The sequence below is a fragment of the Heyndrickxia sporothermodurans genome (assembly GCF_003055045.1).
Lineage (GTDB): Bacteria > Bacillota > Bacilli > Bacillales > Bacillaceae_C > Heyndrickxia > Heyndrickxia sporothermodurans.
Genome location: NZ_NAZB01000053.1, coordinates 1 through 13965, shown reverse-complemented (window position 1 = coordinate 13965; position 13965 = coordinate 1). Strand labels below are relative to the sequence as shown.

Annotated in this window: 15 protein-coding genes and 1 pseudogene; 13 read left to right on the top strand and 3 right to left on the bottom strand. The window is 38.5% G+C overall.

Features of this window, described 5'->3' with window-relative positions:
- Positions 1-559: pseudogene (locus B5V89_RS17250) on the top strand (IS200/IS605 family element transposase accessory protein TnpB); the annotation flags it as partial.
- Between the two features lie 128 nt (positions 560-687).
- Here B5V89_RS17250 and B5V89_RS17245 read toward each other — a convergent pair.
- Complete coding sequence (locus B5V89_RS17245) at positions 688-990, bottom strand: iron-sulfur cluster assembly accessory protein (protein ID WP_066228847.1); 303 nt, start codon at positions 988-990, stop codon at positions 688-690.
- A gap of 258 nt (positions 991-1248) precedes the next feature.
- Between B5V89_RS17245 and B5V89_RS17240 the strand changes: the two genes are divergently transcribed.
- Positions 1249-1953: a YjjG family noncanonical pyrimidine nucleotidase gene (locus tag B5V89_RS17240; protein ID WP_066228850.1), complete on the top strand. Its 705-nt coding sequence runs from the start codon at positions 1249-1251 to the stop codon at positions 1951-1953.
- A 96-nt stretch (positions 1954-2049) separates the two neighbouring features.
- On the opposite strand, the gene guaC is transcribed toward B5V89_RS17240, so the two are convergent.
- Positions 2050-3033 (bottom strand): GMP reductase, encoded by a 984-nt coding sequence (guaC, locus tag B5V89_RS17235; RefSeq protein WP_108073205.1) that lies wholly within the window; start codon positions 3031-3033, stop codon positions 2050-2052.
- A 370-nt stretch (positions 3034-3403) separates the two neighbouring features.
- Between guaC and B5V89_RS20235 the strand changes: the two genes are divergently transcribed.
- On the top strand, positions 3404-3556 hold the full coding sequence (locus tag B5V89_RS20235; protein WP_160331419.1) for a YwzD family small protein: 153 nt from the start codon (positions 3404-3406) through the stop codon (positions 3554-3556).
- A gap of 30 nt (positions 3557-3586) precedes the next feature.
- Here the strand turns inward: B5V89_RS20235 and B5V89_RS17230 are convergent, their stop codons facing one another.
- On the bottom strand, positions 3587-4552 hold the full coding sequence (locus tag B5V89_RS17230; protein ID WP_108073203.1) for a bile acid:sodium symporter family protein: 966 nt from the start codon (positions 4550-4552) through the stop codon (positions 3587-3589).
- 171 nt (positions 4553-4723) lie between these two features.
- Here B5V89_RS17230 and B5V89_RS17225 point away from each other — a divergent pair, with 171 nt between their 5' ends.
- Genes B5V89_RS17225 through B5V89_RS17180 form a run of 10 tightly spaced genes read left to right on the top strand, consistent with a single transcriptional unit; the run spans position 4724 to position 13926 of the window.
- Positions 4724-5515, top strand: a complete 792-nt coding sequence (locus B5V89_RS17225) for an IclR family transcriptional regulator (protein ID WP_108073201.1) — start codon at positions 4724-4726, stop codon at positions 5513-5515.
- A complete protein-coding gene (locus tag B5V89_RS17220) occupies positions 5516-6529 on the top strand; it encodes a DctP family TRAP transporter solute-binding subunit (RefSeq protein ID WP_107920474.1) in 1014 nt (337 codons plus the stop codon).
- Between the two features lie 14 nt (positions 6530-6543).
- A complete protein-coding gene (locus tag B5V89_RS17215; protein ID WP_107920473.1) occupies positions 6544-7032 on the top strand; it encodes a TRAP transporter small permease in 489 nt (162 codons plus the stop codon).
- The gene (locus B5V89_RS17210) at positions 7029-8366 is read left to right on the top strand and encodes a TRAP transporter large permease (RefSeq protein WP_107920472.1); all 1338 of its coding nucleotides are present in this window, start codon (positions 7029-7031) and stop codon (positions 8364-8366) included. The genes B5V89_RS17215 and B5V89_RS17210 overlap by 4 nt, the downstream gene beginning before the upstream one ends.
- Positions 8367-8422: 56 nt before the next feature.
- A complete protein-coding gene (locus B5V89_RS17205; RefSeq protein ID WP_107920471.1) occupies positions 8423-9193 on the top strand; it encodes an SDR family NAD(P)-dependent oxidoreductase in 771 nt (256 codons plus the stop codon).
- Between the two features lie 35 nt (positions 9194-9228).
- Positions 9229-9702 (top strand): PPC domain-containing DNA-binding protein, encoded by a 474-nt coding sequence (locus tag B5V89_RS17200; RefSeq protein ID WP_107920470.1) that lies wholly within the window; start codon positions 9229-9231, stop codon positions 9700-9702.
- The gene (locus B5V89_RS17195) at positions 9703-11184 is read left to right on the top strand and encodes a class I adenylate-forming enzyme family protein (protein WP_107920469.1); all 1482 of its coding nucleotides are present in this window, start codon (positions 9703-9705) and stop codon (positions 11182-11184) included. It begins immediately after the preceding gene.
- On the top strand, positions 11181-12317 hold the full coding sequence (locus B5V89_RS17190) for a thiolase C-terminal domain-containing protein (RefSeq protein ID WP_108073199.1): 1137 nt from the start codon (positions 11181-11183) through the stop codon (positions 12315-12317). The genes B5V89_RS17195 and B5V89_RS17190 overlap by 4 nt, the downstream gene beginning before the upstream one ends.
- Before the next feature lie 4 nt (positions 12318-12321).
- Complete coding sequence (locus B5V89_RS17185; protein ID WP_181294702.1) at positions 12322-12630, top strand: Zn-ribbon domain-containing OB-fold protein; 309 nt, start codon at positions 12322-12324, stop codon at positions 12628-12630.
- A 15-nt stretch (positions 12631-12645) separates the two neighbouring features.
- Positions 12646-13926, top strand: coding sequence for an MFS transporter (locus B5V89_RS17180; RefSeq protein ID WP_108073195.1), 1281 nt, complete (start codon positions 12646-12648; stop codon positions 13924-13926).
- Positions 13927-13965: the final 39 nt, after the last annotated feature.

Here is a 13965-nt window from a genome sequence, read left to right as displayed (position 1 = left end):
AGCACAATCCATTTCAGGGAGAATTACTGCGCCAAATTTTTGGAGAAGAATAAACGGTTTGCAAAAACAAATCGTGAACGATACTTCACATGAAATTGTTACATTCGCGAAAGAGCATAGGTGTGATGTGATTGTATTCGAGTACCTTGATCAGATGAAAATGCCTAAAGGATTTTGGGGTGCGAAAAAACTGCGTTTCAAACTTCGGTACTGGCGAAAGAAAGGAATCCAAAATAAAGTCGAAGAAATGGCCCATTACCTAGGAATGAGAATTTCAAGGATTAACGCCCGCAATACAAGTGTGTTAGCATTTGATGGCTCTGGAAAAGTGCAACGAAATGCTAAAAAGGACCTCGCTACGTTTACGACAGGAAAAGTGTATCATGCAGATTTACAAGCTTCGTATAATATAGGGGCCCGTTATTTTATTCGTGGCATGCAAAAATCCATTTCTGAAAAGAAATGGTTGGCTCTTCAGGCAAAAGTTCCTGAGTTGTCAAAAAGAACTGAACAAACCTTGTCTTCATTCATTAGTCTGAATCAAGCGCTAGAGACATGAAAGGTGTCTTATCTGCTGATTTTGTACTGTATTTAAGATAAGGGATGCTCCAACAAAATCTATGATTTGGAGAGGTTCACTAATGTTGAGAAATAAGGTGAAAAAGGGATAGTGGAGTACTATCCCTTTTAATGTCCATGATTTCCTTTTGTCGGATTAGTGATCACAAACTCTTCCTCGGGTACATAGAAAAATTGAATCCATACCCCATCCAAATAGTCTTCATCGCGTTTGTCTAACAGAATATCGATTCCTTTATCTGTTTTGACAATTTCATCATGCTCTGTTGGATGATCAAATTGCAGTGCGTAATGGGCATGGTCACCATGTACTTCTGTAATAATTACGCGAAGCATCTTTCCTTCGGATTCTTCGTCCTTTAACATCTTATCCATCACTTTTGCTGCATTACGATTGATTTTAACCTTCATTAAAATGACCTCAATTCTTTTTCAAGCATGTGCTTAACTGCTATCATTTTATCACAAGAAACCGGGTTCTATACAAATGGAGACGATGGCAACCTGTATTTTTCCTATTTGATTAATTGTAGAAAAAGGGATCTAAAAACAAGAGGTTGAAACTTATGGTAGAATATTAATAAATAAATTTCTTGTAAAATAAGCTTTTCATGCTTATGGTATATTACCAATCAACTCTCAACATGGATGTGAATTGGAGGCATTTTTATGAAAACCTATCAAACTTTACTTTTTGATATAGATGATACGTTATTGGATTTTGGAGCGGCCGAGGATTTAGCGTTACGTATGCTGTTTGCAGATCAAGAAATAGTTTTAACAGACGAAATGAAAGCGAGATATGATTTACTCAATCAAGGTCTTTGGCGATCTTTTGAAGAGGGAACAATTACTCGTGATGAGATAGTGAATACTCGCTTTTCAATCTTCTTAAAGGAATATGGCAAAGAGGTTGATGGGGCTATTCTTGGAAAGAAATATAGTAGTTATTTAGCTGAAGGACATCAGCGGATTGATGGAGCACTTGAATTAATATCAAATTTGCGGCAAAAATATGATCTCTATATCGTAACAAATGGCATCTCCGAGACTCAATATAAACGCCTACATGATTCCGGCTTATACTCACTATTCAAGGATATCTTTGTTTCTGAAGATACCGGATACCAGAAGCCAATGAAGGAATACTTTGATTATGTCTTTGCCCGAATTCCTCACTTCTCTCAGGAAAAAACATTAATTATCGGGGATTCATTAAGTGCAGATATTCGGGGTGGATATACTGCAGGAATAGACACATGTTGGTTTAATCCTAGTATGAAGAGCAACAATACTGACGTTATTCCAACCTATCAAATTCAGAAACTCGAAGAGCTATATCAAATTTTACAAATAGAATTGAAAGTCGTTTGAGGGATATGGGCCCTATCCGACAATAAAAAGGGCACAACTTTTTCAAATGAAAAGCTGTGCTCTTTTATATAATATCGGTCCAAGCTTTAGTTAGAGTTAGTACACTCGGTCACCATTAAAAATTGAATTTTTTACAACGACATAGTCTACATTACGGATAGCATCTAGTTTACTTCCGCCTGCGTATGAAATAGAGGATTGAAGATCTTGTTCCATTTCAATTAGTGTATCTTGTAATTTACCTTTATGTTCTACGTGCATTTTCTTGCCTTCTACGTTTTTCTTTTCGCCCTTTTGAAATTCAGAAGCAGAGCCAAAGTATTCTTTATAAAGCTTTCCATCTTTCTCAAACGTTTCACCCGGAGATTCTTCGTGTCCTGCAAATAAGGATCCAATCATCACCATCGATGCACCGAAGCGAATTGATTTCGCGATATCCCCATGTGTACGGATACCACCATCTGCAATAATTGGCTTGCTTGCTGCTTTTGCACACCAACGCAGCGCAGCTAATTGCCAACCACCTGTCCCAAAACCCGTTTTAATCTTTGTAATACAAACTTTTCCGGGCCCAATTCCGACTTTTGTAGCATCTGCACCCGCATTTTCCAGCTCTCTAACAGCCTCAGGAGTTCCAACGTTTCCGGCAATCACAAAGCTTTCTGGTAAGTACTTTTTAATATGTTGAATCATATTGATGACTGCATTGGAATGTCCATGCGCTATATCAATCGTAATATATTCAGGTACTAGGTTTTCTTCAGCAAGCTGTTGAATGAACTGATATTCTTCCTCTTTCACACCAACGCTAATCGACGCATACAACCCGCGAGATTTCATGTCCTTAATAAACGTTGATCGCTTTTCCGGTTGGAAACGATGCATAATATAAAAATAATCGTTTTCTGCTAAGAAAAGGGCTACCTTTTCATCGATGATTGTCTGCATGTTGGCTGGAACGACAGGTAATCTAAATGTACGTCCGCCTAATTTTACCGATGTATCACACTCCGAGCGACTATTTACCACACATTTTGCAGGAATTAATTGAATATCTTCGTAATCAAATACATTTTCCATAAATAACACTCCTAAACACGAATATTGAAATCATTTTCATTGAAAATCATTCGTATATTTCTAATTTAAAACATTATCTTCATTATGTCAAAGTTTTTTAATTTTTATGTAAAAAGTGGCAGGTCATCTGAAATGGTCAGCTTCCTAAAAAAGTGAAAAGAAGAAGGAAAAAGCTGATATTTTGACGAATATTGTAAAAGTATAAAAAATTGTGGTACAATTACTGAAATTTAATTTAATAAAATGGCTGTCCATCATCTTTACTACACCATTCTTAATGGAATACATACAATAACTATGATTTAAACAATACGATAGACGGATAATAGTGAATTAAAATTTTTGTAAATAACTATTGGGGGACTATGTCATGGAAGAAAAGGATATAGAATTGCAATTTAAAAGAATACTAGACTTCGGATACCAAAAGGGAAACGAAGCAGGCATATCAGCTAATCAACTTATTGAAGAACTATCGGAGAAATTGAAAATACTTGTCCATTATGAACGTAAGGAAGACTAGTGGGAAAGTAAACTTGTTTATTTTCCCACACTAGTCCGACCTTCTGGCCGATACTTCCGTTTTGTCCCTATAGGATAACATGTTTGCAACAAGTGCGCCGATGGTTAGGTTGACGACCATATTGGCAACGGCTGGCACGGCGGCAACGGAGCTGATGTGTTGCATGGCAAGGGTTGAAGATAGGGCGGTATTGCAGATGCCTACATGAAAAAGAATGGATCTACTGCTTGGTTCTGCAATGTTAAAGTGCCGCGCGATCCAATAGCCGGCTATCATTGGAATCGATACTTGAAAAAAGACGGCGATAAAGATCAGCGGGAGCAACTCAATATGTTGGTGCAAGGATTGTTGCGCTCCCGAAATAACGGATAACACGACAATAAATAACGCAATAGTAGAAATAAATGACGTATAAGGTTGGACATACTTCACCTTATCGGACCACTTCCATTGCAAGAATAACCCAATAAAAAGAGGGATGAACACGATATAAATAATATTTAAAAATAATGGTAAAAAAGCAATTTCAATAAATTTTCCGGCAGAAACTTGGACAAGTGTTGGCGTCAAAAGTGGTGAGATGATTGTATCCATCGTGGCCATCGTGATGCTTAATGCAACTTCTCCTCCGGCAATAAATGTATATAAATTAGCGGATGTTCCACTAGGAACAGTACCAGCTAAAATGACCCCGGCTGCGATTTCAGGTTCTGTCCGAAAGAATAGAAAGGCAATCACGATTGTTACACCTACTGTAATGATCCATTTCAATGCGACCCCGATCAATGCATTTTTCGGCTTTTTCAATACAGACAAAATACTTTGACTTGAAAGTGACATCCCCATTAAAAGAAAAATAGTCCCTAATCCAATTCCTGTAAAGCTTCTAATCGAACGAAAAGTATTTGGAAAAACATAAGCAATAATCGACAACAAAACAATCCATAAAGGCAAAAACTTCGATAACATCCTCATGCAAAATTGGAAAATCTTCATAGAATTACCTCCGACTATTCCTTCCAACATATTAAATACTACCAATTTACTATACTTTCTATCTAATAAACAATAACTTTATCGTAAAAATATAAATATTAATAACATATTGACAATTTAAAAATATCTAATTTATAATAATCCCGTAAAATGTAACTAGGGTTCCGAATAATGAAACCAAATACGGGGGTGATTCCATTCGCAGAGGTTCTTAAAACTGTAGAGAAGGCATTCAAATTAGTAGAAATGCTTGCAGAGAAGCCAATGACATTTACCGAAATGGTAAGCAAAGCAAAGAGCAATAAAGCAACAATTCATCGTTTTCTTTCCACCTTTGACCAGTTAGGTTACATCACAAAAGACCATCAAGAGAAATATTACTTATCACAACAATGGTTACAAATTGCCCAAAAGGCATCTGACAACTTAGACCTCAACAGTATTGCACGACCATATCTCCAATCCATCGCAGAAAAAGTAAATGAAAGTACTTTCTTGGCACAGTTTGTAGGGGATCAAGTTCTTTATGTAGAAAAAATGGAAAGCCAATCAGCTGCCCGCATTGTATTGGGAGTTGGAAAACATGCACCATTATACTGTGTCGCATCCGGGAAACTATACTTAGCACATCTAACCGAAAAACAACTAGATTCATATTTTTTAAGAAACAAATTGGAAGCGCATACAGAGAATACGATTACGAGCAGGACTCAACTGATAGTTGAATTAGAAAAGGTTCGGAAAAATGGCTATGCCATTGACCGTGAAGAATGGGAGAAAGGATTAAAGGGAATTGCCTTCCCCATTTATAATGCGCGAAACGAATTGGCAGGTGCACTCTGTGTCGCCGGATTATCCTATCGATTTGATGATGAGGTAATGGAAAAAGCGATTATTCTTGGAAAACACGCAACAAAAGATCTTTCATTAAGACTAGGATTTATAAACAAGGGGGAATTGTAAATGAAGGGGAGAAAACTAGCACTAATCATTGTGAGCGCTATTTTGTTGGTTGCATTAGCGGGATGTGGCAGCTCAAAAAGCGCCTCTGGAGGGAAAAAAAGTTATAACCTAAAAATGTCTGTTACCGTTTCTGAATCTTCAACATGGTATAAAGCCGCGGAGAAATTCGCGAAGGAAGTAGAAGAGAAAACAGATGGAAGAATCAAAACAAAGGTTTATCCAAATGAACAATTATCCGGCGGCGATTCTGCCAAAGGTGTAGAAATGCTTGTAAAAGGATCAACCGATTTCAGCTATCATTCACCTATTATCTATTCTGTTCTCGACGCTCGTCTCGGTGTTGTCAGTGCCCCATTTCTATTTAAAGACTTAAATGAAGTTGATCAAAAAATGAATGGAAAAGGTGGAGAAGAGTTAAAGAAAATCCTCTCAGAAAAAGGCATCGAAACATTAGGCTTTGGTGAAAACGGCTTTAGACAAGTTACTAACAGTGTTCATCCAATTAAAACGCCTCCAGACTTGAAAGGATTAAAAATACGTATTCCAGGTATCAAAATGTATACCGATTTATGGAGAGGGTATGGAGCAGATCCAACGGCTATGACATTCTCTGAAGTATTTACAGCTTTACAGCAACATACGATTGATGGTCAAGAAAACCCAATTGACGTTATTTATTCTTCTAAGCTAAATGAAGTTCAAAAATACATCTCAATGTGGAATTATTCCTATGACCCGTTAATTTTCGGTATGAACAAAAAGAAATTCGACAGTATGAGTCCAGACGATCAAAAAATTATTAAAGAAGCTGCAAAAAATGCGAATGAGTATCAAATTAAATTAGCTCGTGAACAAGAAGAAAAACAAATTCAAGAATTAAAAGATTCTGGGATGGAATTTTATTATCCAACCGATGCTGAAATCGAACAATTTAAAAAAGCATCAGAAAATATTTATAAAACGTATGAAAAAGATTGGGGAGCTGACTTGTTGAAAGCCTTTCAAGAAAGCTAAGAGGGGGAACGTTCATGTCTAAGATAATTGCTTATATAGAAAATACTGTCTTAGCAGTTTCATTAGGTGTAATGAGTCTAGTAGCATTTGCTAATATCGTTTCACGCTATTTATTCCATTACTCTATTTCATTTACGGAAGAGGTGACCGTTAACCTATTTGTCCTGGTTACCTTTTTAGGTGCTGCGGCGGGGATTAGAAACAATGCCCATCTCGGTTTCTCTATGTTATTTGATAAGTTAACCGGCGTACCCAAAAAAGTGCTAATTGTTTTTAGCAGCACACTTATTTCCGTCATCTTTCTCGTTTTTGTCTACTTTGGCTATGACATGGTCAGTTTTCAAGTAGAATCGAATCAAATGACACCCGCACTGGGCTTGCATCAATGGATTTTTACATTAGGATTTCCGATTGGTTGTCTATTTGGTTTATATCGGGCGATTGAAGCTGGCTTCATTGAATGGAAAGAAACGAAAGCTAATGAAAGTGGGGTTAAAGCATGACAACACTTTTACTATTTGGGATCTTTGCCCTACTCGTTATCATTAGAATTCCGATCGCAATCTCCTTAGCGGTCTCCTCCATTGTTGTTCTCTTAGTAAGTGGAGGAATTGATAATCTTGCACTCGTACCGGATGTGTTATATTCCAGTGTTGCGAAATTCACACTTCTGGCAATTCCGTTCTTTGTCCTTGCCGGAGTCATTATGGATTATGCAGGGATTTCGAAGCGCTTGATTCATTTTGCTGATGTATGTGTCGGTCATCTTAAAGGCGGAATGATCTTTGTAACTGTCATAACAGCAATTTTCTTTGCTGCTATTTCGGGGTCTGGACCAGCTACGGTTGCTGCAATCGGAAGTATTCTCATTCCGGCCCTTGTGAAAAATGGAATGAAACGAGAATCGGCAAGTGCGTTGTTAGCAAGTTCCGGTTCTATTGGGATTGTTATCCCTCCAAGTATTGCCTTCATCGTTTTTGCCGTTGTTGCTGGTGATCAGATTAGTATTTCTATTGGACGTTTATTTGTTGCCGGAATTATTCCAGGATTATTAATGGGAATTGGTTTCATTATTTCGGCGCTTTATGTAAAAAACAGAGGCTTAGTTAGGCAGTCGATTGGCAATGAAGAGGTTGCTGCTACTTTAGAAAAAAGAGAAAGAGCATCTGGAAAGGAAGTTTTTAAAGCCTTCCGCAGTGCGATTTGGGGGCTTTTAATACCAGTCATTATTCTTGGCGGTATTTACGGAGGAATATTTACCCCAACAGAAGCAGCTGTTGTTGCTGTCTTTTACGGATTTATCGTCGGGATCTTTATTTATCGTGAATTGAGTATAAAAGATATTTTTAAAATTCTTTATGATGCGTCGATCCAAACAGCAGTTATCACATTTATTGTCAGTGCCGCATCCTTATTCGCGTATATCATTACAACTGAACAAATTGCACAAACAATGTCGGATTCGTTATTAGGTCTTTCATCCAGTCCAATTGTCTCACTATTAATCATCAATGTTATTTTGTTAATTGCTGGTGCATTTATCGATGCGATTTCTGCGTTCTATATTTTTGTTCCGATTTTAATTCCAGTGATTATACACTTCAATATTGATCCAACCGTGTTCGGTGTCTTTATGACAGTCAACCTTGCAATCGGATTATTTACACCGCCAGTCGGATTGAATTTATATGTAGCTAGCGGGATTGGAAATGTGAAGATCCATAAAATTTCAAAGGCTATCGTTCCATTTTTAATATCGGCTGTCATTGTTTTGCTTTTGATTACGTATATTCCAGCACTGTCAACATTTTTACCTAATTTAATGGGGATCAAATAATTATCGGCCCCTTTTCAGATTGAAAAGGGCCAACAAAATTAAAGGAGCTGTTCTAAATGGGGAAACTTGAAGGTCATGTAGCGATAATAACTGGTGCATCTGGTGGAATTGGCGGTGGATGTGCATATAGGCTTGCCCAAGAAGGTGCCAATATAGTGATTGTTGATTTAATCGATGCAAGTGAGATGGTAGAAAAAATCACATTGGAATTTCCGGAAAGCAAGGTTCGATCCCATCAAATCGACATTCGCGATAATGATGAAATTCAATCAGTTGTTGATCAAACGGTTGAAGAGTTTGGAAAAATCGATATTTTAATTAATAATGCAGGAACATGCGGACGTGTTGATATTGAAGAAATGACAGAAGAAATTTGGGATCGCGACTTAAACACAAATTTAAAAGCCACTTTCTTCTTTACGCAAAAGGTCCTTTATCCACATATGGTTTCTCGGGGATATGGACGAATTGTAAATATTAGTTCGATTTCGGGAATGAATGGCGGGCATATTTCCGGATTTGATGCAAATAGCTGGAAGGGAAGATCGGGACCTGCTTATGCTGCAAGTAAAGGTGGAGTAATTGCTTTAACGAAGTGGGTAGCAAAAGAGCTCGGTGCAAAGGGCATTACTTGTAATAGTGTGGCACCTGGTGCGGTCGAATCAAGAATTACAAGTGGGATCGCCTATAATCTGGATAATCAAGTTGTGAAGCGTATGGGGCAGCCGGAAGATATTGCTGAAGCAGTATGTTATTTTAGTACGCCAGAATCTAGCTATACTACTGGGCAAACACTTCGCGTATGTGGTGGTGCAGTATTTGCATAAGTAAGAAGAATGTGTAAACAAAGGGGGAAGAGAGCATGCGGCAGTCACATTCTCAATATAATGAAGAAAAAGGAATTTTATTAGGAAGTCTCGCGAAAGATGATGATTTGCTATTAGGTATTTTAAAGCAATGTGAAAAAAACAATATTCGAGCGGGAGCCTTTCATTGTATTGGCTCTTTGAAATCAGTGAATTATTGCATATTAGAAAAAGTGAACGGGGAATACACCTATACAACACCAATTAAGGAAAGTAAAACAGTCGAGCTTCTTAGTGGAAATGGCTTTATCGGTGTGAAAGAGGATGGCAGTCCAGACATTCATCTTCATGGAATTTTTATCGATGAGAAGGGCAAAATTGCCGGTGGTCACTTTCTTGAAGGTGGGAATTCGGTTGCTGTTACTGTTGAGTTTTCTGTTACTGCCTCTTCTGATGCAGTAGCAATTCGAGAGGCGATTCCCGGTACAGAATTTCGAGTTTTCAATTTTTATAAAGAGGGGGAAAAGTAGTTGGAAACAATCGCATCTTATGCAAAGAAAGCTTTTCTTACTTTTAAAAATACACCGGCTGTTAAATATAAAGATATTATCCACACATATGGAGAATTAGAAAGTAGAACATATAAAATTGTCTCATTTCTCCAAGGAAAAGGAGTTAAAAAAGGTGATCGGGTAGCGATCTTAATGTCAAACCGATCTGAACATATTGAGCTTGATTTGGCATGTGCATTTGGAGGATTTATCAAAGTTCCATTAAATTATAGACTGCACCCTTCAGAACATGAATATATGATTGAGCAGTCAGGTGCGATGATTCTCATCGGAGAAGTGGAATTACTCGATTGTATCTCGTTACATATCCCGAAAATAACGGTTGGAGACATGTATGAAACACTTATTAAAGAAGCAGATCAGTCTTTTCAAGAGGTAGATATTCAGGAAAATGATCATTTTGCGATTATGTACACATCTGGAACAACAGGCAAACCAAAAGGAGTCACATTATCACACCGCAATATCGTTTCTGGTGCCCTATCGTTATCGCTAGCTTGTGAGATTAGTTGGGATGATGTAATTGGGCATGTTGCTCCATTAACACATGGAAGTAATTTTCTCTCCCATGCTGCTTGGTTATTTGGGTTAACCCAAGTCATTTTCGATAAATTTGATCCGGAAGACTTTTTAGATGACATTTATAAGGAAAAAGTGAGCGTGATTTTCCTCGTACCAACGATTGTGAATTTACTCGTTCAAGGAAAAAACTTTGATCCGAAAAAATTAAAGCATGTAAAAAGCATTAATATGGCTGGTTCTCCAATTGCTGCAAGCAAATTACGCTTTGCATTGGATCAAGTTGGGGAGAAATTTGTCGAAACGTATGGTCAGGTGGAAGCTCCGATGGCGATTACAATTATGCCGCGGAAGGAACTAGGAAAGCGTCTGGAATCCTGTGGGATGACTGGACCGTTTGTTGAGATGAAAGTAGTGGACGAAAAAGGTATAGAAGTGAAGCAAGGTGATGTAGGAGAAGTTATCTGCAAAGGATCACTGGTCATGGAAGGTTATTGGAATAATCCAGAAGCAACGAAGGAAACACTTCAAGATGGCTGGCTTTACACAGGCGATTTAGGTTGGGTAGATGATCGTGGATTTTTGCATCTCGTTGATCGGAAAAAAGAAGTAATCATTTCGGGTGGATTAAATATTTATCCGAGGGAAATTGAAGAAGTGCTAAATAAACATACCTCCGTTAAAGAAACCTGTGTAATTGGACTTCCCGATGAAAAATGGGGTGAGATGGTTTCAGCTTTTATTGTCTTAAGGGAAGGACATACAGCGACAGAAGAAGAAATGCTGGAGCTATGTAAGCAGCATTTGGGCAGTTTTAAGAAGCCTAAGCTCATTCAATTTATTGATGAATTACCAAAAAGCTCCTATGGGAAAATTTTAAAAAAAGAAATGAAAAAAATATATGGAGGTGTTCATAGTTGAAACAGGTCACTGTTATCGGAACAGGAATGACGAAATTTGGAACACTAGCCGATAAATCTCTTAAACAATTACTGCTGGAAGCTAGTTTTCAAGCATTAAAGGAAGCTAGTTTTCCAAAAATAGATGCCGTTTTTATCGGGAATTTTATGTCTGGGGCCCTCGCTAATCAAGAAATATTAGGTTCATTAATTGCTCATGACTTAGGACTTGGACCGATTCCCACGGTAAAAATGGAAGGTGCTTGTGCAAGCGGCGGGATTGCTTTTCGCCATGCCTGTGAAATGATTGAGGCCGGTATTTACGATACGGTCCTTGTGGCAGGTGGAGAAAAAATGAAACATGCCCAATCCGATGTCGTTATGCAGGCAATTAATGCCGCAATGGATACGGATAGCAATGAGAAAAAAGTGGGATTATCGTTCCCAGGATTTTTTGGTATTCTTGCCAACCGTTATTTTTATGAAACAGAGGCTTCGAAAAAGCATCTGGCGTTGGTTGCATTGAAAAATCGTGAATATGCTAGAAATAATCCAAATGCACAATATCGTGATCCGGCTACTTTAGATGAAATTATGAATGCACGGATGATTACAGAACCGTTGGGATTATTCGATTGCTCACCGATAACAGATGGAGCAGCTGCCATTGTGCTAACCCGAGGGGATAAGGGAATTAGCGTTATCGCTTCTTCTCAAGCATCTGGTCCAACTCAAGCCCAAGAGGTGGAGGATTTATTAACTATTAGTGCGATCAATCAATCCGCTTCGATGGCTTATGAACAAGCAGGTCTTGGTCCGGATGATATTGATGTCATCGAACTTCACGATTGTTTTTCAATGACGGAAATATTGGCGATTGAAGCATTAGGATTGGCTAAACGTGGGGAAGGCTGGAAACTGATAGAAGCGGAACAAACCAAACATGGTGGAAAGGTTCCTGTCAATACAAGCGGCGGATTGCTTTCAAGAGGACATCCAATTGGTGCCACTGGCTTAGCGCAAATCTACCAAGTCGTTCAACAATTACGAGGAACTGCTTGTAATCAAGTGGAGGGAGCAAGAATTGCCCTTGCCCAAAATCTAGGTGGAACAGGATCGTATTCCACAGTCCACATTTTTACAAATGGGAGGTAAAAAAATGAAACTATCAATCTATGTTTGTGAATCATGTGGAAAAACGAGTGTACCCAAACGATTGATCTGCCCTGCCTGCAAATCAACTGCATTTACAACAAAGGAACTCGATGGCGAGGGAAAAGTATATTCCTTCACAAAAATCAATGTCTCTTCCGTTGAATTTAAACACTTAACCCCTTATTACGTCGTCTTAGTCGATCTCCCAACCGGGGAACGGATTACCGGACGAACAGCAGATGACGTACAAATTGATGACACAGTCCAATTAATTGATGTGGATAACGGTGCGTATATTTGGGCGAAGGGGTAAGGGGGAGTATGTTAGATGAAAAAGAGTCGTGTTCTTGTAGCAAGCTTGGTTGGTTCAGTAATTGAATGGTATGATTTTTATTTATATGGGACAGCAACCGGATTAGTTTTTACAAGTTTATTTTTTCCAAATCACGATCCAGCTATTTCACTACTTCTCGCATTTGTTACATTTGGTGCCGGCTATGCAGCTCGACCAATAGGCAGTATATTGTTCGGTCATTTAGGCGACCGCATCGGAAGAAAGGCAGCACTTATTTTTACCCTTGTTGGTATGGGAGGCAGCTCTATGCTCATTGGTGTTCTTCCAACTTATGACCAAGTAGGATTAATAGGTCCGATTTTACTTGTTACGTTGAGGCTTATCCAAGGAATTGCCTTAGGTGGTGAATGGGGAGGTGCTATTTTATTAGCAACAGAATATGCACATAAAGGTGTGCGAGGATTGTATGGATCAATCCCTCAATTAGGGGTTCCTATTGGGTTGGTTGCAGGTTCTTTTAGTCTCACCATTATAAATTACTTGACTACTGATAGCCAGTTCATAACATGGGGATGGAGAATCCCATTTCTCCTAAGTGGAGTGTTAATCATTATTGCAATTTGGATTAGAAAAGGAATAGAAGAAACACCAGACTTTCAACAGCAAAAGGATAGCGGTGATATTGCAAGGGTGCCGATCATTGAAACCTTTCGTCATGACTGGAGAAATGTCGTACGAGCAATTGGGTTAAAAATTGGGGACGGCTATTTTAATGTTTTTATTATGTCATTTATTTTGGTTTATGCCACAACTTATTTGGGATACTCACGTGAAACTGCTCTTGGTGCATTAACCGTTGGATGTGCCACTATGCTGTTAACCATCCCGATCGTTGGATATTTATCAGACTTTATCGGAAGAAAGGTCATCTACGTTGGTGGATTGATTCTAATGTTCCTTTTAGCGGTACCATATTTTTCAATGATCAATAAAGGAAGTGCCTGGCTTTATATTATGGAGGTAATTGTTCTTGGAGTTGTCTGGGGAGCTATATTTGCTACACAGGGAACATTATTCTCGGAGCTCTTCCCAGCAAAGGTTCGCTACACGGGGTTATCCGTCGGTTATCAAGTGGCTGCCGCAATTGTTGGATTTGGTCCAATGCTCTGGACAACTATGGCGAAATCGTATGGGCCATCGCCTTGGATTTTTGGTGGGTTCATGATGGCAGGTCTAGTACTCTCATTAGTATTTTGTCTCTTCACCCCAAGCGTTTCATCATCTGCCCATTCGGACAAGCAAAAGACAGCTTAATTAATTAGACCCCCTTTTATGTTGTGACCCCGAAAAGTT

Excerpts from the sequence above, each read along its gene's own strand:
- B5V89_RS17245 (WP_066228847.1), bottom strand. The coding sequence starts at position 990 with ATGAAGGTTAAAATCAATCGTAATGCAGCAAAAGTGATGGATAAGATG.
- B5V89_RS17240 (WP_066228850.1), top strand. The coding sequence starts at position 1,249 with ATGAAAACCTATCAAACTTTACTTTTTGATATAGATGATACGTTATTG.
- guaC (WP_108073205.1), bottom strand. The coding sequence starts at position 3,033 with ATGGAAAATGTATTTGATTACGAAGATATTCAATTAATTCCTGCAAAA.
- B5V89_RS20235 (WP_160331419.1), top strand. The coding sequence starts at position 3,404 with ATGGAAGAAAAGGATATAGAATTGCAATTTAAAAGAATACTAGACTTC.
- B5V89_RS17230 (WP_108073203.1), bottom strand. The coding sequence starts at position 4,552 with ATGAAGATTTTCCAATTTTGCATGAGGATGTTATCGAAGTTTTTGCCT.
- B5V89_RS17225 (WP_108073201.1), top strand. The coding sequence starts at position 4,724 with ATGAAACCAAATACGGGGGTGATTCCATTCGCAGAGGTTCTTAAAACT.
- B5V89_RS17220 (WP_107920474.1), top strand. The coding sequence starts at position 5,516 with ATGAAGGGGAGAAAACTAGCACTAATCATTGTGAGCGCTATTTTGTTG.
- B5V89_RS17215 (WP_107920473.1), top strand. The coding sequence starts at position 6,544 with ATGTCTAAGATAATTGCTTATATAGAAAATACTGTCTTAGCAGTTTCA.
- B5V89_RS17210 (WP_107920472.1), top strand. The coding sequence starts at position 7,029 with ATGACAACACTTTTACTATTTGGGATCTTTGCCCTACTCGTTATCATT.
- B5V89_RS17205 (WP_107920471.1), top strand. The coding sequence starts at position 8,423 with ATGGGGAAACTTGAAGGTCATGTAGCGATAATAACTGGTGCATCTGGT.
- B5V89_RS17200 (WP_107920470.1), top strand. The coding sequence starts at position 9,229 with ATGCGGCAGTCACATTCTCAATATAATGAAGAAAAAGGAATTTTATTA.
- B5V89_RS17185 (WP_181294702.1), top strand. The coding sequence starts at position 12,322 with ATGAAACTATCAATCTATGTTTGTGAATCATGTGGAAAAACGAGTGTA.
- B5V89_RS17180 (WP_108073195.1), top strand. The coding sequence starts at position 12,646 with ATGAAAAAGAGTCGTGTTCTTGTAGCAAGCTTGGTTGGTTCAGTAATT.